19 protein-coding genes and 1 pseudogene are annotated in these 20864 nt (G+C 62.8%); 8 read left to right on the forward strand and 12 right to left on the reverse strand.

The annotated features are described in order from the left end of the window. Positions 1-52: 52 nt before the first annotated feature. Positions 53-343 carry a hypothetical protein gene (locus tag VFL62_RS23030; protein ID WP_325174702.1) on the reverse strand — a complete coding sequence of 97 codons (291 nt, stop codon included), beginning with the start codon at positions 341-343 and terminating at the stop codon, positions 53-55. Positions 344-399: 56 nt separating this feature from the next. On the opposite strand from VFL62_RS23030, the gene VFL62_RS23035 reads away from it, so the two are divergent. Beyond that, on the forward strand, positions 400-1794 hold the full coding sequence (locus VFL62_RS23035) for a CoA transferase (protein ID WP_325174703.1): 1395 nt from the start codon (positions 400-402) through the stop codon (positions 1792-1794). Positions 1795-1815: 21 nt separating this feature from the next. Here VFL62_RS23035 and VFL62_RS23040 read toward each other — a convergent pair whose 3' ends face one another. From VFL62_RS23040 to VFL62_RS23055, 4 genes are all read right to left on the reverse strand, one after another. Further along, a complete protein-coding gene (locus tag VFL62_RS23040; RefSeq protein ID WP_325174704.1) occupies positions 1816-2781 on the reverse strand; it encodes an amidohydrolase family protein in 966 nt (321 codons plus the stop codon). Between the two features lie 42 nt (positions 2782-2823). After that, complete coding sequence (locus VFL62_RS23045) at positions 2824-4137, reverse strand: MFS transporter (RefSeq protein ID WP_325174705.1); 1314 nt, start codon at positions 4135-4137, stop codon at positions 2824-2826. A gap of 77 nt (positions 4138-4214) precedes the next feature. Beyond that, complete coding sequence (locus VFL62_RS23050) at positions 4215-6161, reverse strand: alpha/beta hydrolase domain-containing protein (RefSeq protein ID WP_325174706.1); 1947 nt, start codon at positions 6159-6161, stop codon at positions 4215-4217. 100 nt (positions 6162-6261) lie between these two features. After that, positions 6262-6882 carry a glutathione S-transferase family protein gene (locus VFL62_RS23055; protein WP_325174707.1) on the reverse strand — a complete coding sequence of 207 codons (621 nt, stop codon included), beginning with the start codon at positions 6880-6882 and terminating at the stop codon, positions 6262-6264. A gap of 150 nt (positions 6883-7032) precedes the next feature. On the opposite strand from VFL62_RS23055, the gene VFL62_RS23060 reads away from it, so the two are divergent. After that, positions 7033-8886: an acetyl-CoA hydrolase/transferase C-terminal domain-containing protein gene (locus VFL62_RS23060; protein ID WP_325174708.1), complete on the forward strand. Its 1854-nt coding sequence runs from the start codon at positions 7033-7035 to the stop codon at positions 8884-8886. Positions 8887-8907: 21 nt separating this feature from the next. Here VFL62_RS23060 and VFL62_RS23065 read toward each other — a convergent pair whose 3' ends face one another. Further along, entirely contained in the window at positions 8908-9687 is a 780-nt protein-coding gene (locus tag VFL62_RS23065) for an enoyl-CoA hydratase (protein WP_325174720.1), read from the reverse strand. 133 nt (positions 9688-9820) lie between these two features. Further along, a complete protein-coding gene (locus tag VFL62_RS23070; RefSeq protein WP_325174709.1) occupies positions 9821-10534 on the reverse strand; it encodes a hypothetical protein in 714 nt (237 codons plus the stop codon). A gap of 319 nt (positions 10535-10853) precedes the next feature. Here VFL62_RS23070 and VFL62_RS23075 point away from each other — a divergent pair, with 319 nt between their 5' ends. Both VFL62_RS23075 and VFL62_RS23080 read left to right on the forward strand, forming a co-directional pair. Next, positions 10854-11399, forward strand: coding sequence for a sigma-70 family RNA polymerase sigma factor (locus tag VFL62_RS23075; RefSeq protein WP_325174710.1), 546 nt, complete (start codon positions 10854-10856; stop codon positions 11397-11399). A 2-nt stretch (positions 11400-11401) separates the two neighbouring features. Next, positions 11402-12040, forward strand: a complete 639-nt coding sequence (locus VFL62_RS23080; RefSeq protein ID WP_325174711.1) for a DUF1109 domain-containing protein — start codon at positions 11402-11404, stop codon at positions 12038-12040. A 6-nt stretch (positions 12041-12046) separates the two neighbouring features. Here the strand turns inward: VFL62_RS23080 and VFL62_RS23085 are convergent, their stop codons facing one another. Together VFL62_RS23085 and VFL62_RS23090 are read right to left on the reverse strand one after the other, a co-directional pair. Further along, a complete protein-coding gene (locus VFL62_RS23085; protein ID WP_325174712.1) occupies positions 12047-13159 on the reverse strand; it encodes a DUF2336 domain-containing protein in 1113 nt (370 codons plus the stop codon). Between the two features lie 65 nt (positions 13160-13224). Further along, positions 13225-14373, reverse strand: coding sequence for a GGDEF domain-containing protein (locus VFL62_RS23090; protein ID WP_325174713.1), 1149 nt, complete (start codon positions 14371-14373; stop codon positions 13225-13227). Positions 14374-14719: 346 nt separating this feature from the next. Here VFL62_RS23090 and VFL62_RS23095 point away from each other — a divergent pair, with 346 nt between their 5' ends. The 4 genes from VFL62_RS23095 to VFL62_RS23110 all read left to right on the forward strand — a co-directional run bounded on the left by VFL62_RS23095 (position 14720) and on the right by VFL62_RS23110 (position 18435). Then, positions 14720-15289 (forward strand): sigma-70 family RNA polymerase sigma factor, encoded by a 570-nt coding sequence (locus tag VFL62_RS23095; RefSeq protein WP_325174714.1) that lies wholly within the window; start codon positions 14720-14722, stop codon positions 15287-15289. Next, entirely contained in the window at positions 15286-15984 is a 699-nt protein-coding gene (locus VFL62_RS23100) for a hypothetical protein (RefSeq protein ID WP_325174715.1), read from the forward strand. The genes VFL62_RS23095 and VFL62_RS23100 overlap by 4 nt, the downstream gene beginning before the upstream one ends. A gap of 32 nt (positions 15985-16016) precedes the next feature. Continuing rightward, positions 16017-17612: a S8 family serine peptidase gene (locus tag VFL62_RS23105; protein WP_325174716.1), complete on the forward strand. Its 1596-nt coding sequence runs from the start codon at positions 16017-16019 to the stop codon at positions 17610-17612. A 349-nt stretch (positions 17613-17961) separates the two neighbouring features. Further along, positions 17962-18435: a TIGR03809 family protein gene (locus VFL62_RS23110; RefSeq protein ID WP_325174717.1), complete on the forward strand. Its 474-nt coding sequence runs from the start codon at positions 17962-17964 to the stop codon at positions 18433-18435. Between the two features lie 17 nt (positions 18436-18452). Here VFL62_RS23110 and VFL62_RS23115 read toward each other — a convergent pair whose 3' ends face one another. From VFL62_RS23115 to VFL62_RS23125, 3 genes and pseudogenes are all read right to left on the reverse strand, one after another. Further along, entirely contained in the window at positions 18453-19823 is a 1371-nt protein-coding gene (locus tag VFL62_RS23115; RefSeq protein ID WP_325174718.1) for a TIGR03808 family TAT-translocated repetitive protein, read from the reverse strand. A 114-nt stretch (positions 19824-19937) separates the two neighbouring features. Next, positions 19938-20606 (reverse strand): pyroglutamyl-peptidase I, encoded by a 669-nt coding sequence (locus tag VFL62_RS23120; protein WP_325174719.1) that lies wholly within the window; start codon positions 20604-20606, stop codon positions 19938-19940. Beyond that, positions 20606-20864, reverse strand: a pseudogene (locus VFL62_RS23125) (methylmalonyl Co-A mutase-associated GTPase MeaB); the annotation flags it as partial. The gene VFL62_RS23120 and the pseudogene VFL62_RS23125, both read right to left, overlap by 1 nt.

Here is a 20864-nt window from a genome sequence, read left to right on the forward strand (position 1 = left end):
CGCGACCTGGCAAGCCTCGGGCATATCGTGCCGCGAGATTACGAGCGTGTATCTAGACTTCCGGCGCAGCTCCGACCGGCGGTCCCCCGGGCGGCCGATGCAGGAAGGTGATCGATGCAAAGGCGCCGAGCCATGAGCCGATGGCGGCAAACGCGACATAGACCCAATTCTCTGTGTAGGAGATCACGGCATAGGATGAGAGCAGGTACCAAATGCTGCTCCACGTCGCCGCGGGCACGCGCTTTCGCGCCACCACAGCCGACGTGAACATGACATAGACCGCATCGGTCAAGGCAGTTGCAAGCAAGACTCCGGCGGCAGTCAGCGGATCGATCGCAGCCATTGCGGTTCCTTCCAGGTTGAGGCAGAGCAATTGAGGTTTAAGGAAGAGCTACCGACATGCAAAGCCCGAAACAAATCCTGACTGATCTTTGGAGACTGGCCGGCGGCGAGCCTGCCGCTCTCGATGCCGTCACGCTGACCGGCGATGAGCCGCAACTGCCGTCGTCGTTTCGCGTCGCGGCCGCGGCGCAAACCAGCATCGCTGCCGCAGCGCTTGCCGCGGCGCATATCTGGAAACTGCGCAGCGACGAGGGGCAGGAGATCGCGGTCGACATGCGTCATGCGGTCGTCGAATGCCGAAGCGAGCGTTATCTGCGTCGCGACGACACCCCGCCGCCACCGGCGTGGGATGCGATCGCCGGTGTCTACAAGACGCGCGGCGGACGCTTCGTCCGCCTGCACACCAATTTTCCGCATCATCGCGATGCGGTGTGCCGGATTCTGAACTGCAAGGCCGAGCGCGAAGAGGTTCAGGCCGCCTTGATGGGATGGGACGCCGAGGCGTTCGAGACCGCAGCCTATGACGCCGGCGGCGTGGTCTCGATGATGCGCTCATATGACGAGTGGTCGCAGAGCGCCCAGGCAAGAGCGCTCGCCACCTTGCCGGTCATCACGTTCGAGAAAATCGGCGATGCCGCGCCAAAGCCATGGACCGCAGGCGATCGGCCGCTTTCGGGTCTGCGCGTGCTTGACCTGTCGCGTGTGATCGCAGGCCCCGTGGCGGGGCGCACGCTTGCCGTTCACGGCGCCGACGTCATGCTGGTCTCGGGCCCCGATCTTCCGGCGATCCCGTGGCTCACGATCGATACCGGCCGCGGCAAGCTTTCTACCTTCATCGATCTCAAGACCGACGAAGGCCGGGGCCAGATGAAAGCGCTGCTCGCGGAGGCCGATATCTTTTCGCAGGGCTATCGGCCGGACGCGCTGGCTAACCTCGGATTCTCGCCGGAAGCCGCGGCGCGGCTCAATCCCGGCATTATCTACGTGTCGCTGTCAGCTTACGGCCATGTCGGACCGTGGGCGGCGCGTCGCGGCTTTGATTCACTGGTCCAGACCTCGACGGGTTTCAACCATGCCGAGGGGCAGGCGGCCGGTATCGAAGGGCCGAAGGAGCTGCCGGCGCAGATTCTCGACCACGCCACCGGCTACCTGATGGCGTTCGGTGCCATGATGGCGAAGGCGCGCCAGTCGCGTGAAGGCGGCAGTTGGCACGTCCGCGTGTCGCTCGCGCAAACCGGAAAATGGATCTGGGATTTGGGGCGCCTCGCCGACGGTCTCAAGGCCGAGGATTTGAAGGGCGAGGCGGTTCTGCCGTTTGTGGAACAGGTGCCGTCGGGCTTCGGGTCGCTTCAGGCCATCCGCCATGCCGCGCAACTGTCGCGAACGCCGGCGTTCTGGTTGCGGCCTGCCGTGCCGCTTGGCACCGATCCGCCGCGATGGCCGGCGCGGTGAGGCGCCGGCCAGCAGGTGAGTTCACGAGAAGCCGTAGAGCCGCGCCGGATTGTCGACCAGGATCTTCTTGCGGGTCGCGGCATCCGGCGCCCAGACCGCCAGCAGGTTCAGCACGCGGCCGTCGTCGATCTGAAGCAGCGGCGTCAGGTCAGTCGGCTTCTTGCCGGGCGGTGTCACGGAATCCGGATGCGGCCAGTCCGAGCCCCACACCAGCCGATCCGGGTTCGCGGCGATCAGCGCTTTGGCGAACGGCACCGAGTCCGGATAGTCGGGCGCCTTGTTCGACAGGCGGTAGGCGCCGGAGATCTTCACATAGACCTTGCCGCTTTTCACGGCTTCGACCAGCTCCGCCCAGCCGGGCTGTTCGAGGCCCTTATCGGCATCGGCGCCGCCGAAATGGTCGAATACGACGGGCACCGGCGAGGACGCCAGCACGTCCTTGATGTTCGTCAGCAGCGCGAGGTTGGTGTAGCACTGCACATGCCAGCCGCGGCCCTTGACGCGATCGATCGCGGCCTCGAGACGCTTGCGGCCGATCGAGGGATCGTTGACGCCGCTGGTGGCAAGGTTGACGCGAATGCCCTTGATGCCGGCCTTGCCCATCGCATCGAGATCGCTCTCGGAGGTCTTGTCGTCGATCACGGCCACGCCACGTGCGGTATCGCCGCGGAATTTCATGCCTTCCAGCGTCGCCCGGTTGTCGGTGCCGTAGACGCTCGGCGTCACGATCACAACGCGCTCGATGCCGAGCGCCTTGTGCAGTGCCGCCATCTCTTCGGGAGAGGCGGGCTCCGGCGTGTACACACGTCCGTCGAAGAACGGATACTTCTCCGGCAGGTGGATGTGGGTGTGGCAGTCGCAGGCGTGAGGGGGGACCTCGAAATTCACCTTGGTCGAAGGCTGCGCCGCTTTGGCGAACGCACTGCGGTTCTGCAGTGCGATGCCGGCGGCAGCGGATGCCAGCAGAAGCTCTCGTCGATTGAACATGGTCGTCTCCTCGTTTGGGCTCTTGGTTTGGCTCTTGTTGATTTATTCGGCGGCGCTCGGACGCGGCACCGCAGGGCCGGCGCCGGCTGCGCGTGCGGCAAAGAAGGTGATGACGGCCGCCATCAGCGAACACGCGGCGAGGAAATAAAGTCCGGCGCCGAAGCTTTGCGTGGAATCCTTGATCCAGCCCACGACGAAGGGGCCGACATAGCCGCCGAGATTGCCGACCGCATTGATCATCGCGATCGCGCCGGCCGCCGCCGTTCCCGTCAGGAACAACGAAGGCATCGGCCAGAACGCCGCGCGCGAGCCATAGATGCCGACGGTCGCGGCCGCCATGCCGAGCAGCGCCCAATAGGAGGTCCCGGACCAGCCGGCAAACGCGAGCCCGAGTGCACCCAGCGTCGAAGCGGTGATCAGGTGCCAGCGGCGTTCCTTGTTGCGATCGGACGACCAACCCCAGGCGATCAGGCCAACCGTTCCGACAATATAGGGCAGCGAGGAAACGAAGCCGGTCATCATGTCGGACAGACCCATGCCCTTGACGATTTGCGGCATGAAGAAAACGATGCCGTAATTGGCGGTCACGCTCATGAAATAGATCAGCGACAGCGCAACGACGCGCGGGTCGGCCAGCGCCTTTGTCCAGGACAGATGGCCGCCGACCTGACGGCTTTCGGCATCAAGCCGCGCCTGCAGCCAATTTCGTTCGTCCTCGGCGAGCCAGTCGGCACGCGCCGGCCGGTCGGTCATGATGCGCAAGGTGACGAAGCCGAGCAAGACCGCCGGCACGGCCTCGATGATGAAGATCCATTGCCAGCCTTTAAAGCCGAGCATGCCGTGCATGCCGAGGATTGCCGCAGAGACGATCGAAGCGACGGCGTTGGCGACCGGCTGCGCGATAAAGAGCGTCGAGATGACGCGGCCGCGATATTCGGCGGGAAACCAGTAGGTGAGATAGAGGATCATGCCCGGAAAGAAACCGGCCTCCGCGGCGCCAAGCAGAAAGCGGATGATCAGAAAGCTGGTCGCACCCGTGACGAATGCAGTGAGGCCGGAGATGATGCCCCAGGTGATCATGATGCGCGCGATCCAGATGCGCGCGCCGATTTTCTCGAGGATGAGGTTGCTGGGGATTTCGAACAGGAAGTAGCCGAAGAAAAAGATGCCGGCACCCCAGCCATAGAGATAGGCGCTGAAGCCGAGATCCTTGTTCATGGTGAGCGCGGCAACGGAGATGTTGCTGCGATCGATATAGGCGATGCAGTAGGCCAGGGCGACCAGTGGCAGGAGTCGCCAGGAGACTTTGGCGATGGTCCGTCGCTCGATTGCCTGCGTCGCTTCCGCAGTCGCCATGAAATTCCTCCCGCTCATTATTTGTCTTTCAAAGACGTCGGCGCTTCCTAACGGCCCGGATTGTCCTTGGGAAGGAGCTAGTCCGGTTTCGCGATAAACACTCCGGCATCTTCTTCCAGAAGGAACCTGTCGCGTATCAGTTGCTGCGTGGCCTTGGCGATCGCCGCGGCCCTGTCGCCCTCGTTCGGATAACGCTCGGCCATCGACAGGCGCGGATCGTTGTTCTTGAGCCGCTCCTCCTTGGTCGCTGCGAACGGGATCATCGTGCCGTTGTTGTCGCACAACTCGCCTTCGCCAAAGCCGGCTTTGCGCAAATTCCAGCCGGTATAGGTGCCGGCCGGCGCGTCCAGCGTCGGCAGGTGAACGCCGGCGATGTCGCGGCCGTCGGTATCGGTTTTCGGAACGAAGACCGGATAGGCCGGGCCTTTCGACGGCGGCATGTCGTCGAAGTTGAGTACGGTTGGCTGGGCGATCCGGCTCGGATAGCTGAAGCCGCGGACGAGGGGGAATCCAACCTTGTCGGCGGAAGGCGGCGCCAGCGAGCCATCGGCGCGGTTCGGATAGCGGCTCTCCGGCGGCAGCGTTCCCTTGCCGATCCACTCGGTCATGGCGACCAGCAAGGCGCGGACCGGCGGCCCGGCGTTGAGCGGATTGGTGGGGTTGGCGCAGACCTTCACCATCTGCGACTTGTCCTGTGCAAGCGAATAGTGCTGCAGGTTCGACAGCAGGAACAGGCGGACATTGTCCGGCATGGTGATCGGATCGCCCTTCGTGTCCGTCGTCACCAGCGATGCGCGCTGTTGATAGAATTCAAGTTCGCTGTCGGTCTTGATGATCTTCGGACAGTTGCCGGCGGCAAGACAGCGCGCGAGGAAACCGTCGCTCTTGCCCGTGATGCTGTCAGTGATCACGGGATAGGTGAAGGGAAAATCGGCGCCGGGATAAAGCATGTCCGCATGCTCGTAGGGCGAGCGGCCAGGCTGGCTGAAGCGGTAGTTGGTGAAGGTTTTCTTGCCGCCCGAAATATGCGGCATCAATCCTTCGAACACGGGGCGGCCGGCCTCGTCGGCATTGAAGCCGAGGTAGAGATAGTCGTGCAGGTAACGGCCGCTTTGCGACAGGCCAAAGCCGATCGCGCGATCGATGCGGCCGGCGAGGGGATTGGCGGCGCCGGATGCGTCGGCAGTATCGTTGCGCAAGAAGGAGACGACATCGCGGGTTGCCGCAAAGCCGAGGCCCATCACCTTCGGATCTTTCGCCGTATAGATGAATTCGTAGATCGCGCCGGCGTCAAAACCTTCCGGCCGTTTGATCGAGATCTTGGTCGGGCTCTCGAAGCTGACCGCAAGGCCCGACGGCGTCGCGCGCTGGTCGGCCTCGCGTTCGCGCACGCTGATCCTGGCGTGCGAGGGATCGAGGTCGGCGGCGGGGTAGCTCAAGGTGCCGACCGCCGGATTGTCGGTGTGGTCGAAGATGAAATCCTCGCGTGCAAGGCCGCTCACGCCGGCGACGATTGGCGGGGAAAACGTCATGCGGCCACCGCCCGGAACGATATCGCCCTGCCAGCCGCTCCACACCACGGTGTATCCGTGGTTCATGAGGAAGCCGTTCCCGCCGTCGGTCGCCTTGGCGAGATCGTTGGTGAGCGCGGGCAGATCATTGAACAGGGCAAAGCCCAGTTTGCTGCCGCGGTTCAGCACCTCGTAGAACAGCGCCCGGTTACCATTAGCCGCGACGGTCGGCCGCAAGATCTCCACATCGGTCGTGGCTTCAACCTGGCCCTGCGCGTTGCGGGGCGCGCGGTCGAGGTCGACGATAATCTTGTTATGTGTGTCGTCCGGCGCCACTGCAATGGTCGCACGCGCGACAATCCGGTCATAGGTGCCGACCGCGCCGAAAGTTCGTCCTTCGAACGCCGGAGATTCAACTTTTAAGATCTCGAACTTGATGACTTTGGCGGCAGAAGGGTTGGCAGGAAAAGTGATCGCCGCGATCACGATGATCGCATGCCGCAACAGTCCCATGGCACGTCTCTCCCGTTTTCCGGCGTTATATTCCGCCGGCGTCGGGCGGCACACTATCGGGATAAGTCCCGGCCGGGAAGGGGTTCACGCCGGGGGGAAATCAGCCCTTTTCGGCCGCAAGCACCTTGCGGACCGTCGCTCGCTCGGCCATGCGGTCGCGGTGCGCCATGACCTTCGGGAAGCGGGCGATATCGACGCTATCACCTTCCAGCCATCCTGCGATGGTGAACAGATAGGGGTCGCAGATCGTATAGGTGTCCCCCATCACCCAGGGCCCCCTCAACATTTTGGTTTCGATCAGGTCGAAGCTGGCGGCCATGGTTTCCGGCACCTTCTTTTTCATCGCTTCGAGTGCGGCGGGCTCATCGGCCCAGCGGCTGCCGCGCGGGCGGTGCGCATGGTTGATGTGCACGGTGGAGCACAAATAGCTGTTGAACGCCTGTACTTCGGCAAAACTGAAGGGATCATCGATCGGCGCGAGCTTTGCTTTCGGGAAGCTTTGCGCAATGAAGGCAAGCATCGCCGGAGTTTCGGTCAGGATGCCGCGATCCGTCACCAGCGAGGGCACGCGTCCCTTGGGATTGATAGCCAAATATTCCGGCGAACGCTGTTCGTTGGTTGCGAAGCTGATCTTCACGGTGGAATATTCGGCGCCGGCCTCTTCAAGCGCGATATGGGAGGCCAGTGCACAGGTGCCCGTTGCATAGTACAGCTTCATCATCGTGACCTCTCTCCTGGTATAGGACCATACCGCCGCAGCGGCTGCCGGTCTGAAGCCGGATACCGACCCGCTGTTATCGCAGCGAGGCGTACACCGCTAGGGGTCTGTTGGAATGGCAGTCTCGCTTTGCGCGGATGAGAAGGAACGTTGATGCCGAAACTGTTTTCCGATCCGCAGGCCATCGTCGAGGACATCATCCGCGATGTCGGCACCAATCTTGTGGTCGGCTTGCCGCTCGGTCTCGGCAAGGCCAACCACGTCGTCAACGCGCTGTATGCACGCGCGGTCGCGGACCGATCGATCCGCCTCACGTTTTTTTCGGCATTGACGCTGGAGAAGCCGCGGCCGTCTAACCTGCTCGAACGGCGTTTCATTTCCCCGGTGATCGATCGGCTGTTCGGCGGCTATCCGGATCTGGCTTACGCCAATGCGCTGCGGGCCGGCGAATTGCCGCCCAATGTCCAGGTCATCGAGTTCTTTTTCCTGGCCGGCAGGTGGCTGCACGTTCCGTTCGCGCAGCAGCACTACATCTCGGCGAACTACACCCACGCAGCGTCCTATCTGCTGGCGCGCGGGCTCAACGTCGTCACCCAACTGGTGGCCAAGCGCGTCGTCGACGGCGTCAGCCGTTACAGCCTGAGTTGTAATACCGATACTACGCTCGACGTCCTGCGCGCGCGAGCCGAGGGCCGGGCGTCGTTCAAACTTATCGGGCAGGTCAACTCTGAGCTGCCGTATATGCCCGGCGCCGGCGATCTTGCTGCCGACGAGTTCAGCGCGGTGCTGGAAAGTCCGGAGACCGAATTTCCGCTGTTTGCGCCGCCGGCCGAGCCGGTGAGCGATACCAAATATGCGATCGGTCTTCATGCGGCGGGTCTCGTGCGCGACGGCGGCACGTTGCAGATCGGGATCGGCCAGGTCGGAGATGCGCTCGCACAAGGTCTGATCCTGCGTCACCGCGACGGCGCACAGTTCGCTGAGACCGTAAAGCGGCTGGCTCCGGCCGCCGCGCCGTTCGAAACCACCCCGTTCGAAAAAGGCCTCTATGGCGTCAGCGAAATGCTGTTCGAGGCCTTCATTGGCTTGATCGACGCCGGAATCATCAAGCGCGAGGTCGACGGCGCGTTGCTGCATGGCGCCTTCTTTCTCGGACCTCGATCGTTCTATCGCGCGCTGCGTGACATGTCGGCCGAGGAGATCGCGCGCATCCAGATGATGCCGGTTTCTTTTACCAACGAGCTTTACGGCGATGAGGAGGGCAAGCGCCGCGCCCGCATCGACGCGCGCTTCGTCAACAGCGTCATGATGGCAACGCTGATGGGGGCGGCGGTTTCCGACGGCCTCGAAAACGGCCAGGTCGTGAGCGGGGTCGGGGGGCAGTATAACTTCGTGGCGCAAGCCTTTGCGCTGTCCGGCGCGCGTTCTGTCTTGACGCTCGAATCGACACGGCAAGCCGGTTCGAAGTCGCAATCCAATATTCGCTGGAGCTATGGTCACGAGACCATCCCTCGGCACCTGCGCGACATCATCGTGACGGAGTATGGCGTCGCGGACCTCCGTGGCAATTCCGATGCCGAGGTGATCGCTGCGATGCTGCAGGTGGCCGATTCGCGTTTTCAGGACGAGCTTGCCCGCCAGGCAAAGGCGGCCGGCAAACTGCCGGCGAATTATGAGATCCCCAAAGCCGCCCGCGAAAACTTTCCCGAGCGGATCACCGAAGCGTTGCGACCGGCGCGCCAGGCTGGCGTGCTGCCGTCGTTCCCGTTCGGTAGCGATTTTACCGACGTGGAGCAGCGCCTGATTCCGGCCTTGCAGTTTCTGCAAGAGGCGCAGCGCGCGCCGCAGCGTTTGCCCGCGCTGATCTGGCGCGGATGGCGGCAGCGGCTTCAAGCTGCCGACACCGAGTGCCTGACCAGGTTGGGATTGGACAAGCCTTCGACCTGGCAGGAGCGGCTCTATCGCGCGCTGGTGATCGCGGCCCTGGCGCACACCCAAGACGCATGAGCGGTGAACTCGCGGAAGGCGCTACTTGTTCTTGTTGACCGGCTTGCGCTTCTCGATGAACGCCGCCATGCCTTCGGAGCGATCCTCCAGCGCGAAGGTCGAGCGAAACAGGTCGCGCTCGACCTGGAGCCCTTCAGAAAGCGGGGTTTCGAACGCGCGGTTGATGGCGCGCTTGGCCATCTCCGCCGCCGGAAGCGACATCTCGGCGATCTTGTCCGCCATGGCCATCACTTCGCCCATCAGCCTGTCCATTGGCACGATCCGACTGACGAGGCCAGAACGTTCGGCCTCCGCCGCATCCATCATCCGCCCGGTGAGGCACAGATCCATCGCCTTGGACTTGCCGATCGCGCGCGTCAGGCGCTGGGTGCCACCGATGCCGGGAATGGTGCCGAGCGTGATCTCGGGCTGGCCGAATTTCGCAGTGTCGGATGCGATGATGATGTCGCACATCATCGCGAGCTCGCAGCCACCGCCGAGCGCATAGCCGCTCACGGCCGCAATCGTCGGTTTGCGGCAGGTGGCAACGCGGTCGGCGCGGATCGCGATGAAGTCGTTGGAAAACATCTCGATGAAGCCTTTCGGCTGCATCTCCTTGATGTCGGCGCCGGCGGCAAACGCCTTTTCGTTGCCTGCCAGCACGATGCAGCCGATGTTGTCGTTCGCCTCGAGCTCATCGACGGCCGTGGCAATCTCGCCGAATACGCCGAACGACAAGGCGTTAAGCATCTTCGGGCGGTTAAGCGTGATCACGCCAACCTTGCCCTTGGTTTCGACGATGATGTGCTCGAACGCCGTCATGGACTGCACCCCGTATCTCCAATTTGCCGGCAAATGTGCCTGCTGGCGGGATGAGCTTCAAGTGGGCACGAAACAATCGCTGGCCGGACGACTGCCCGGCCGCGATCCAAAGACGCCCCGTTGACGTCAGGCCTCAGCCGATGAACATGCGCGCCGCCGATGCCATCGTGAGCAGCGCCCCGAAGCCGATGAAGATTTTTCCGATCAAGGACGTCTGATCCCAGGTCGAACGTTCGGTCGTCATCGTCACCGTCGCGGGAACCGGCGACGGGCTGGTCTCGGTCGAAGCTGGGCTGGCGGCGGCCGTAGCCGGGCTGGCTGCAGGTGCAACTGCCGCCGAACTGCCTTCCTGCAGCTTCCGGTCGACATCGTTGAGCTGGTCAGCGGCGATCACGATGGTTCCGCTGTCGGCAGGCGCCTTGGCCGGACTCTCGGATGCGGCGACCGGAACATCGCTGCCGGAGGGAATAGCCGCTGCGGCTGTGAGTTGCACACCGGCAAGCAGCATCTGCGCGTTGGCATTGGCTATCGACGGCGGGATATTCGACAACACTTTGTCGCTGGGCGCGACGGTGGCGTCCTTGGGAGCGGCTTCCGCGGTCGCAATCTTGTTGCCGGCTTCCTTGTCTTCCGGCCTGGTCGCGATCCTGTGGGATCTGTGGTGCACATAGTGCCTGCGATGCCATGCGTGCCTGAGGACGCGGTGGGTAGAAACGGTCGCGCTGTCGGATTTTGGCGCCGGCGCGGAATCCTCACTGTCGGTCGCGGCCGTGACCGGGCTTGCAAGCAGCGCCAAGAGTCCGGCAGCGACGATCAAGGCCGAGCGCCCGCGGGCATTGATAATCATTCGGCAATCTCCCCAATTTGCCAGTCCCGGCCGGAAGAAGAACGCTCGCCATGTCGGCAGCGGGGCAGAAAAAGGGAATCTTCGGACGAGTCCGGGCGAAACCGGGGCATGGCGCCGGTGACGTCGACGCCCTGCCTGAATCGGCGCTGATTCATCGGGTGCGTGTCAGAACCGGCGATAGATGTTATGAGCCTTCGCGGCAAACCCGGCAGGAGGGCCTTCGTCCTCGCTTTCAGGGGATGTCAATCACGAATTCGTGATCGGTCTCTTCTGGTGTAACAATTTGAAAAACCGGCCGAAATGATCTGTGGGAGCGCGTGTGCGCGAAACTGAAGACGAGTGGACCGGCCTGATGCGGCTGGCCATTTCAGGCGATGGCGCCGCGTATCATCGCCTGCTCAAGGCGGTCACGCCCGTGTTGCGAGCGGGCGCGCGCCGGGGTCTTGCGCGGGCAGGTCAGCCGGTCGACCAATCCGAGGATATCGTGCAGGACATTTTGCTGGCGGTGCATCTGAAACGGCATACCTGGGACGCGAACGCCCCGTTCGCGCCGTGGCTGTTTGCCATCGCCCGCAACAAGCTGATCGACGCGTTGCGGCGTCGCGGCCGGCGTGTTTTCGTCAACATCGATGACTTTGCCGAGACCATTCCCGACACGCCGGCGCCGGAGACGGCCTCGGCCAGCGAGGTCGCAAACTTGTTGCAGACCTTGCCGCAGCGCCAGCGCGAGGTCTTGCAGTCGATTGCCGTGGAAAGCACCTCGATCAAGGATACGGCCGCGAAGTTTTCGATGAGCGAGGGAGCCGTGCGCGTCGCCTTGCATCGCGCGCTTTCGGGCCTGACCGCCAAGCTGCGGGAGCATTGAAGATGGAAACCGAACAGCTCATTCGAACGCTCGCCGCCGACAATCCCTACCGCGCGCGCCCGGTCGGAGCGGTATTGGCGCTGGCCTTGCTTGCCGCGGCGCCGATTTCGCTGGTGATGTTCATGATGGCGCTCGGCGTGCGGCCGGATGTCATGACGGCGATGCACAACCCGTTCTTCGATTTGAAATTCGTGATCACATTGGCGCTGGCGATCTCCGCCATTGTGGTGGGTCTGCATCTCTCGCGGCCCGAGGCTTCGCTCAAGGGATGGGGATGGTTGCTTTTGATTCCGGTCGGCATCATCGCTGCCGGAATTGGCAGCGAAATGATGATGCCGCAAAGGTTGCCGATGATGACGCGTTTGGTCGGCAATAACTCGCGGGTCTGCATGACATCCATCCCGCTTTTGTCGTTGCCGCTTCTTGCCGGCGCCTTGATCGGGCTGCGTCACGGTGCGCCGGCGCGGCCAGCGCTTGCCGGTGCGATGGCGGGGCTGATCTCGGCGGGGCTCGCCGCGACGCTGTACGCTTCGCATTGCACCGACGATTCACCGCTCTTTGTGGCGACCTGGTATCCGATCGCCACCGCCATGGTGACGGTGCTTGGCGCGCTTGTCGGCGCCAAGGTGCTCAAGTTCTAGCTGGTCTCAGGCCGCGGGCGGCGTCGCCGCCTGCTGCATGCGGTGGAAACGAAGCACCTGCTGCGCCGTCGAAGGGCGAAGCCGCTCGTAGGTGGCCTTGCAGGTCTCGAGGTCGGACGGCTCCTTGCCCGCGAGTTCGTCGCGCATCCTGATGATCGACTTGACGGTCGACCACGACATGCCGGAGATTTTCGCCAGAATCATCACGCCCTCGGCACGGGTTTCCACCATCATGCTTTCGGCGATCGTCACCGACACGTTGGCGAGCGCGGCGACGGCGGCATTGGCCTCGTCGAACTTGCCGGCCTCGGCAAAGGCGGCCACCTGGTGTTCGTCCAGCCGGCCGTCTTCGTATAGCGATTTGACAAGCGCGTGTGCGATGGCGGTTTCCTCTGACATGGCCGAAGGCGCGGAGCGCGCCAGCCGTGTCGCTTCCCGCACGGCGTTTGAGACGTCCCGCGCCATCGGTTGATTGGCCGCCTCCAGCTTGACCCGCACCGTCTCGGACGCCTTTGCCAGCAGTTTCAGATAAACATGCCGGGGGATGTTGGGACGCAGGCCGATGCAGGTTGCAAGAATGTCGTTGCCTTCGGCGCGACTGACGAGCCGCGTGTAGCCGCGTTCTGAGAATTCGGCTCCGGGATTGCCAACAACACTTTGAACCACCTCGTCATTGCCATGTTGCACCAACATATCGGTGACGGCGCCGCTGAGCGCCCTGCGCGTTGAAATCGCCATCAGGTGGGCCTGGCTCTTGTGTCGCGCGGTCTCGATCAAGGTCTGGTCGTCGAGCCGCTCGGATTGCGACAGCACGGGGGCGGCAACCTCGATCAGATCGTCGAACGCCAGCGCGCGGATCGTCAGCGGCGGGGCGCGATCGACAGGAGCGAGGCGGTTGGACAACAGCGCCTTGGCGGATGTTTCGATATGGTGCATCAGGCACTGGAACACATCGTCAAACAGCGCGATCTGATCGTCGGAGAACTCGACGGCGCCGCTGATGAAGAGATCCGTTACCCTTCGCAGCGTCTCGACCCGACGAGCGACGGTACCGTGTGCGAGTGTCGCCTGCAATTCGTCGAGCAGGCCTTCGGAAGTGGAGAGCGGTTTCGAACTCATATGACTCTGTCCTGGAGTAGCTGTCGTATGAACCCGCGGTTTTCTCCGCGGGGCGAGATGATGGGTCAGGCGCTGCAGGTGCGGTTGCGTCCTTGTGCTTTGGCTTTGTAGAGGGCGCCGTCAACGCGAGCGAGCAGGACGTCTGCCGCCTCGCCGGCCTTCAGCGTGGCGACCCCGGCGGAAACTGTCACACGCATGCCTTGCGAGAATGCGCTCCAATCGAGATCGGCGACGATCGAGCGCAGCCGTTCGAGTAGCCGTACCGCGACCTCGTGAGACGTGTCTGGCAGAACAAGCAAGAATTCCTCGCCACCATAGCGGCCGAAGCGGTCGACGTTGCGGATATTGGCAAACACGGTGATGGCAAAGGTTTTGAGCACTTCATCGCCGGTTGGATGACCGTAGGTATCGTTGATGCGTTTGAACCAGTCCAGATCGAGCAGCGCAATCGAGCAGGGCAGGTTGGTCCGCTGGGCTCGCGCAATCTCCTCGTCCAGAAAGCGCATGATGCAACGGCGATTGAGCGAACCGGTAAGATCATCGAGCTCAGCGAGCTCTTCGATGCGCTTATTGGCTTCCTTCAGCGCAAGCCCGCTCTTGTAGAGCGATTCGCGCATGGCGCTGGAAAATATGCCGATGTACATGCAGCGCCCGATCGTCAGGATGAACACCATCATCGTGGCGAAGCGTTCCAGATAGCTGTCGTGAGGCAGCGAAATCGGCTTGTCTGTCAGAAGGAACAGCGCGGCAACGCCTAGTGCCATGGCCGTCCAGACCACCGCTGTCTGTCGCGGCGTGGAGCGCAGTGAACTGAAGGCAAATACCTCGAACAGCGTGCAAAGGAACATCACGCCGACTTCCGGCGCGATGTAGGTAAAAGCCAGCATGATCATCATGCTGATGATCGAGTGCGGAACGACGATGTAGTGATCTTGGAATCGCTCGGTGATCCCGCTCTCCGAGAGCAGGAGATATCCGACGACCGATAGCAAGCCGCAGACGGCAAATGCTGGACCGATGACCGGCGATGTGGTGCCGGCATGCGCATAAATCAGAAGGATGACGGCATCGACGACATAGCTGATGCCGATCATGCCCTGGATCTGCCGGCGCTGCCGGGCTCGCCGCGCGAGCGCCTCGGGCGTCAGTTTGGAGCCGACGTCGTTCGACCGGTCTGCCGTCGGACTGTAAAAAGGCGACGCCGCGATGCCCATAAATTCGCCGTTGGTGAAAGCAATTGACGAAATCTACGGGGCAAGCCTTTAGGTTTGGTATCTTTCGGGGGGAAATCTCGGCGCGCGAAGAGCCGCTTCCCCCTTGTTTGGACGAGGAAATTCGCGGTCTGCGCCGTGATGCCGCACATCTGCCCGCAACGCTACGGTGCCGGCCCCCTCCAGTTTTCTGGTTCTATAATACCTCAAATGCTGCGTTAGCGACGGAAAAAGCTTTCCTGTGCGCAGGGTCACAGTCTGTGGCGGGTTATTGCTATAATTTGCAGAATCTTGCCTTTCCCATCGAACCACGCCCCAGTTTGATCCGACCAACCCTGCGAGACGGCCATTGAGTGCGACACAGGCGGCTTCCGACGACACCCTGATCGCGCGGATCGCCCGAGGCGATCGGCTTGCCATGCAAGTGCTCTATGGGCGCCATCATGTCAGGGTGTTCCGGTTTGGCCTTCGGCTCGTTCGGGACGAACAAGTTGCCGAAGACCTCATCAGCGAGGTTTTCCTTGATGTGTGGCGTCAGGCCGGGAAATTTGAAGGCCGGTCCGCGGTTTCAACCTGGCTGTTGGCGATCACGCGGTTCAAGGCGCTATCCGCGCTTCGCCGCAGGAAGGATGCGGAACTGGACGATGAGGCCGCCGGCGCGATCGAGGATACGTCCGACGATCCCGAGGTGAGCGTACAGAAGAAAGACACTGGTGAAGCATTGCGTAAGTGCCTTGGCCTGCTTTCAGCCGAGCACCGGGAGATTGTCGATCTCGTCTACTATCACGAGAAGTCCGTGGAAGAAGTGGCTGGCATTGTTGGGATACCGGAGAATACCGTGAAGACCCGCTTGTTCTACGCACGCAAGAAATTGGCCGAACTGCTGAAGGCAGCCGGTATAGAGCGAGGCTGGCCATGATGGCTGCGAGCAAGAAAATCGTCGACCAGGAACCGAGCGACATCGAGTTGCTGCTGCCTTGGCACGCGGCTGGCACGTTGAATGCGCGCGACGCCCGCAAGGTCGAGGAAGCGCTGGCGCGCGATCCCGAGCTCGCCAGGCAATATGCCGTCATCCGCGAGGAATATGCGGGCACCATCGACTTGAATGAAAGTCTTGGCGCGCCGTCCTCGCGCGCCATGCAAAAGCTGTTTGCCGCGATCGATGCGGAACCCGCGCGAAATGCCTCGACATCGTTGAGCCTCGGGACGCGGTTCGCCGGCTTGTTCTCGGCCCTTTCGCCGCGGACCCTCGCATGGTCCGCAAGCCTCGGCGCCTTCGTCCTGGTCTTGCAGGCCGGAATTATCGCCGGGGTGCTATTGAACAACCGGCCCGCGACGTTCCAGACCGCCTCGTTGAGCATGAACGAGCCGCTCACGCGCAATCTGACGGCGACCGCGGCTCCGCAGGCGTTGGTACGATTTGCGCCGGATGCGCGCGTTGGCGACATCACGGCATTGCTCGACAAATATCAGGCCTCGATCGTTGAAGGCGCCAAAGGCGGCATGTTTCGCCTGCGATTTGCCAATGGATCGATGTCGAAAGACGACTTCGCAAACCTGCTCGGCAGATTGCAGAGCGAGCGGATCGTCAGTCTTGCCGTGGCGACGCCGTGAGCGGGCCGCGCGCTCATGAAGGCTGAAATTCCATGATCCGTGTCGGGACGATTTGGCGGTTGAATATCCCGGCCTTGATGGCCTCGTTCCTCGCCGCGCTCGTGATGTCGACGGGGTGGGGCGCGCCGGCGCAGGCGCAGAACATGATGCGCTCGCCGACGATAAACATTCCCTCGCGGGTGCCGAGCTTCGACCACGGCCCCCATGTCTACATCAATCCGAACCTTGCCGGTCGCGCCATCACCGGCTTTGACCGTGACAATATCCGTGTCGGCTCTCCATGCACTGCCGCCGAGCGCGACAACGGCGATTGTTCGGGGCAGGTTGCCGCCGGAAAAAGCCGCAAGAGCAAGAATGGTGGCAGCGGCAAGGCGGTGGAAGCTTCGCTTGGTTCGCGCGCGATCAAGGAGATTGTCGGTGAAATCGACGGCACGCTATCCGTCGCTCAGGTCGATGCGCTGGCGCGCCGTCACGGCCTGCGGCGGATCGAATCGCAAAGCTTTAACCTGATTGGCGCCACTATCGGCTTGTTCCGTATTGTGGGCAGCAAGACGGCGGATGCAGCAAGCCGCGAGTTCGCCGAAGATGGTAGCGTCCGCACCGCTCAACCGAACTATCGCTACATTCTCCAGGATCAGAATGCTGGCGTCAGCGACGGTGATCCCACGCAATATGCCCGCTTGAAATTGCGCCTGGCCGAGGCGCATGCGATTACCGAAGGCGCCAATGTAACGGTCGCGGTGATCGACTCCGGCGTCGATCTCAAGCACCCCGAATTTGCCGGCGTGACCATCACGCCGTTCGATGCCCTCGAAAGCAAGGAGGGGCCACATGCCCACGGCACCGCCGTTACCGGCGCGATCGTCTCGCATGTGAAGCTGATGGGGAGTGCGCCTGCTGCGCATATTCTCGCAATCCGCGCCTTTGGCGCCGCGGGCAGAGGAGAAAGCACCTCGTTTGTGATCCTCAAGGCGCTCGATCTTGCCGCAAGCCATGGCGCACAGATCGTCAATATGAGCTTTGCCGGGCCGAAAGACGCGATCATCGCGCGCGGCCTGGCGGCGCTGGCGGCGCGCAACATCGTTGCGGTCGCGGCTGCGGGCAACGCCGGTCCTAAATCGCCGCCGCTCTATCCGGCGGCGGAGGCGAGCGTCATCGCCGTCAGTGCCACCGATGCGAAGGACAAGTTGTTTGCCGCCTCCAACCGGGGGAGCTACATCGCCCTGTCGGCGCCCGGCGTTGACCTTCTCCTGCCCGCGCCCGACGACAAATATCAGATCACTTCGGGCACCTCGTTTTCCTCGGCCTATGTCAGCGGGCTTGCTGCGCTGTTGTTGGGGCGCAACCCGGCGCTGAAACCCAATGAGGTGCGTTCGGTTCTTATGAAAACAGCCCGCGATCTCGGGCCGCCTGGACCCGACGACCAGTTCGGCGCGGGGGAGGCGGATGCGTTTGCGGCCGTGTCGGCAATTCCTGCGGCATCGACGCCAGTTGCCGCGGCCGAGCAACCAGCGCCTGGCGAAGTGTCGAAAGCCAAGGATCCGCCGGCGCCAACCAGGGACGTTTCGGCGCCGACCATGGCCGCCGACAAGCCCCCAACCAGCGAAACCAAGCCAGGAACGCCATAATCCGCTCGCGCAGTCGTGAACTGGCGCGGCGGAAATTTCTTAACGGGCTTTGAACGTCCCAAAGAGCGAGCGCGACCTATGAACGTGGGGAGCGGTCATCCCTCCCTAACAGCTATATCTGGCGCGAGCGCCCATCCACCCCAAGCGCCATATGGCTTGACCCGTCCGGTTGTCCCCCCGGACGGGTCTTTTCATTTCGACAGCCGTAAGGTCACGGGATCGGCAGGGCGTGAGTCGGTTTCGAACGCATGTCGCTAGACAACGCCGGAGTTTTCCACAAAATATATTCGTCACGTTTGGCTGATTCGTACCGGTTGCGTCCGCGTCTTTCCTCTTTGCGGGCAGATTTATGGCATCTCAACTGGACGTCGCCAAAGGCCGCGAGATTGTCGCGCGCTGGTGCAATCTCGCGGAAAAGCGCCTCGAATATCTCACGGAATTATATGATAGCGGACGCTGGCGTCGCTTTCACAGCGAAGAGGCGTTTCTCGAGAACATTCGCGAAGCCAAGACCGCTGTCGAAACCTGGCGCGAGCTCGTGTCGTGCGAGGCGAGGCGCGACAACACACCGGTCGATCTGTCCTGGCTTGGACGGGCGCGGACCGCGATTCCGCGAAACGAGCTTCGACGAGGTCCGGTTGCTCTGCCGAAGATCGCGGACGTTCCGATCGCGCCGCCAGAGCCGGCCGCAACCGTTGCAGAAGAGAACGTCGTCGTGGGCCGCGAACCTCTTGCCGAGCCGCTCGCTGAAGACGCCTGGGCCTCGGTGCTGGATCTCGCAACCGTCGCAGCACGTTATCCGATCCTGCGCAACACATTGTGACGAGCGGGCTGCTGATTTTAGGGCAGCTTCCGCACCGCGTTCATTCCGACGACGACTTGCGCAAAACGGGGCGATCCTTCGATCGATAGATCCGGCGTGATCGGACGCGCGTGATCGAGCCCAACGACGGCGCCGCGCGGGGTCTCTGAAATCACGTTGTCGTTGACGAGCGCGGTGCCGGCGCCCGGCGTCACCGAAATGCCGATGCCGACGAAGGCATTGCGGATCACATTGCCTGAGATCGCAACGTCCCGCAGATACTTGCCCCAGCCGGCGACGATCCCGAACGATGGCGCGTTCTCGACCACATTGCCTGAGACGCTGGTGTCGGCCTCGACATAAATACCGATGCCCGCATCGTCATCGGGCGCGGTGCCGATCGGCCGCTTGGCGAGCAGATTGCGAATGATGTTGCCTTGTACGACCGCAAGCCGTCCGCCTTCGTTGAAATTGCAGACGGAGACCCCGAGGGCTGCGCCGTCCACGGTGTTGTTGGCGATGACGGCGCCTTCGAATGCGAATTCCGAATAGAGCGCCACCTCGCGTACATCCGTGATGCTGTTGCCGGTGATCTGAATGTTGGAGGCCGAGTTGCCGCGCACCGCCGAGTAGTCGCAATTCTTGATGCGGTTACCACGTACGATCACATTCCCGGCGCGAAATGCATTGATGGCATTGCCATATTGCCCGGAACCGCCAGGACCTGCCTTGATGTCCTCGATGCGGTTGTCCGCCACCAGCGTGCCGTCGTCGCCGATCGAGGTGCGCAGAATTTCGATGCCGTTGTCGTTGGTGTCTCGAATCGTATTGCGGCTAACTGTGAGGCCACGAGCATCGAACGAGGTGATCGCCGTGACCGCGATTTTGCTGAGGATATTGCCGCTGACCTCGCCGGCGACATTCTCGAACCAGATGCCGTTGCCGCCGCTGGCAACAATCTCGCAGTCCGTGATCCGGATGTCATGGCCGCTCAGGCAATGCACGAGACCTCGGCGGGTCGGCAAGGCGATGCCGCCGCCGTCGAGGACAATCGCATTAAGACCGATGCCGCCGGCGCCTTCGCTTGCGAACATCGAGGCGCCGCCGGTGAAGATGAGCCGGGTTGCGCCGCGCACGCCGATCAGCTGCGCGCCGCTGGGCAGGCGAAGTTGGCCGGTGCGATAGACGCCGGGCGGCAGCGCCAGTGGCGCTTGCGCGCGCGCGGCTTCGTCAATCGCCCGCTGAAGAGTTCTGGTCTGGTCGTCCGGGCTACCGGGACGAAGGCCATACTGCGAGGCGTCGCGTCCGAGCGCGGAAACCGGCTGCGCCGCTGCGGCCGGAGAGACCGCGGCGAGCACGCCCGCGCCTGCGGCGGTGACCCCGATGAGATGACGGCGATTGACGTCCATGATCGCGCTGTTCCGGCCTGTCGTGGCCCTTGTTTGCGATCCGATAGGTAGCAAGAAAATGCGCCGGCGCCGGACCTTCAGCCGCGACGATCGCGCTGATTGTTGGGGGTAGGGTTAATAGGGTGCGGAAGCGGCGCCTTGCATCAGCGCTCGCCGTGTCAGCTTTACCATCTCCATCAGCATGGCCTCGCCGGCATCGACCAGTTGTTCCAGCGTGATGTGGGACGCCGCGTCGCGCGCCGTGCCATCGCGCGCAACCAACGGGACGTGAATGAAGGAGGCAAGCGCAGGCCCGTCCGCTTGCCGCGTCGCCTCGATCGCGCGCCAGCTCAAATAGTTGCAGAGATAGGCGCCGGCATCGCGCGAAGGCCTCGCGTCGATGCCGGTGGAGCGCGCGGCTTGCAGCAGATTGGCGGTATGCGGGCCGAAGACAAGCGCGTCCGCTCCATGCACGATCGACGTCTTCTGCGTCCGGTTGCCGTCCGCGTCCGGCAGGCGTGTTGCGACGGCATTGCGGGCGCGGCTTTCGACGCGAAGATACGCGGAGCGGCTCGCCAGCCCGAACATCAACAGTGCGTGCGGACGCAACCGCTGAATCAATTCAGGGAGTTCGCGATCGACTGTCTGGTAGGTGACGTGGAAGATGTGACCGCTCAGCCTAACGTTATCCAACGCCGGCCGGCGCAGCTGCACCAGCCGCTTGACCAGTGGCGTGGTCGGATTGAATGGCGCGCCAGGAAACGGGCCAAAGCCAGTGACGACAATCCGCAAAGCTTCACTCATCACAGCATCCCGGCGATTTGCTCGGCGGCAAGCGCGGGCGAGATACGGCCGGCAGCGACTTCGCTCTCGATCCGCTTCACTTTGGCGCGCACCGAAGCGTCTGAACGCAACCGCGCCATCGTGAGCTGCTCCAGCATCGACCACATCCACTTCACCTGCTGTTGCTGCCGGCGGGCCGCGAATTCGCCCGAGGCGTTCATCGCGGTACGGTGATCGAGAATCTTTTGCCACAACGTGTCGATGCCAGCGCCGGTCAGG

The organism is Bradyrhizobium sp., from assembly GCF_035701725.1.
Classification (GTDB): domain Bacteria; phylum Pseudomonadota; class Alphaproteobacteria; order Rhizobiales; family Xanthobacteraceae; genus Bradyrhizobium.

Bases quoted from the DNA above. Each gene is read 5' to 3' on its own strand.
- VFL62_RS23030 (WP_325174702.1), bottom strand. From the start codon at position 343: ATGGCTGCGATCGATCCGCTGACTGCCGCCGGAGTCTTGCTTGCAACT.
- VFL62_RS23035 (WP_325174703.1), top strand. From the start codon at position 400: ATGCAAAGCCCGAAACAAATCCTGACTGATCTTTGGAGACTGGCCGGC.
- VFL62_RS23040 (WP_325174704.1), bottom strand. From the start codon at position 2,781: ATGTTCAATCGACGAGAGCTTCTGCTGGCATCCGCTGCCGCCGGCATC.
- VFL62_RS23045 (WP_325174705.1), bottom strand. From the start codon at position 4,137: ATGGCGACTGCGGAAGCGACGCAGGCAATCGAGCGACGGACCATCGCC.
- VFL62_RS23050 (WP_325174706.1), bottom strand. From the start codon at position 6,161: ATGGGACTGTTGCGGCATGCGATCATCGTGATCGCGGCGATCACTTTT.
- VFL62_RS23055 (WP_325174707.1), bottom strand. From the start codon at position 6,882: ATGATGAAGCTGTACTATGCAACGGGCACCTGTGCACTGGCCTCCCAT.
- VFL62_RS23060 (WP_325174708.1), top strand. From the start codon at position 7,033: ATGCCGAAACTGTTTTCCGATCCGCAGGCCATCGTCGAGGACATCATC.
- VFL62_RS23065 (WP_325174720.1), bottom strand. From the start codon at position 9,687: ATGACGGCGTTCGAGCACATCATCGTCGAAACCAAGGGCAAGGTTGGC.
- VFL62_RS23070 (WP_325174709.1), bottom strand. From the start codon at position 10,534: ATGATTATCAATGCCCGCGGGCGCTCGGCCTTGATCGTCGCTGCCGGA.
- VFL62_RS23080 (WP_325174711.1), top strand. From the start codon at position 11,402: ATGGAAACCGAACAGCTCATTCGAACGCTCGCCGCCGACAATCCCTAC.
- VFL62_RS23085 (WP_325174712.1), bottom strand. From the start codon at position 13,159: ATGAGTTCGAAACCGCTCTCCACTTCCGAAGGCCTGCTCGACGAATTG.
- VFL62_RS23090 (WP_325174713.1), bottom strand. From the start codon at position 14,373: ATGGGCATCGCGGCGTCGCCTTTTTACAGTCCGACGGCAGACCGGTCG.
- VFL62_RS23100 (WP_325174715.1), top strand. From the start codon at position 15,286: ATGATGGCTGCGAGCAAGAAAATCGTCGACCAGGAACCGAGCGACATC.
- VFL62_RS23105 (WP_325174716.1), top strand. From the start codon at position 16,017: ATGATCCGTGTCGGGACGATTTGGCGGTTGAATATCCCGGCCTTGATG.
- VFL62_RS23110 (WP_325174717.1), top strand. From the start codon at position 17,962: ATGGCATCTCAACTGGACGTCGCCAAAGGCCGCGAGATTGTCGCGCGC.
- VFL62_RS23115 (WP_325174718.1), bottom strand. From the start codon at position 19,823: ATGGACGTCAATCGCCGTCATCTCATCGGGGTCACCGCCGCAGGCGCG.
- VFL62_RS23120 (WP_325174719.1), bottom strand. From the start codon at position 20,606: ATGAGTGAAGCTTTGCGGATTGTCGTCACTGGCTTTGGCCCGTTTCCT.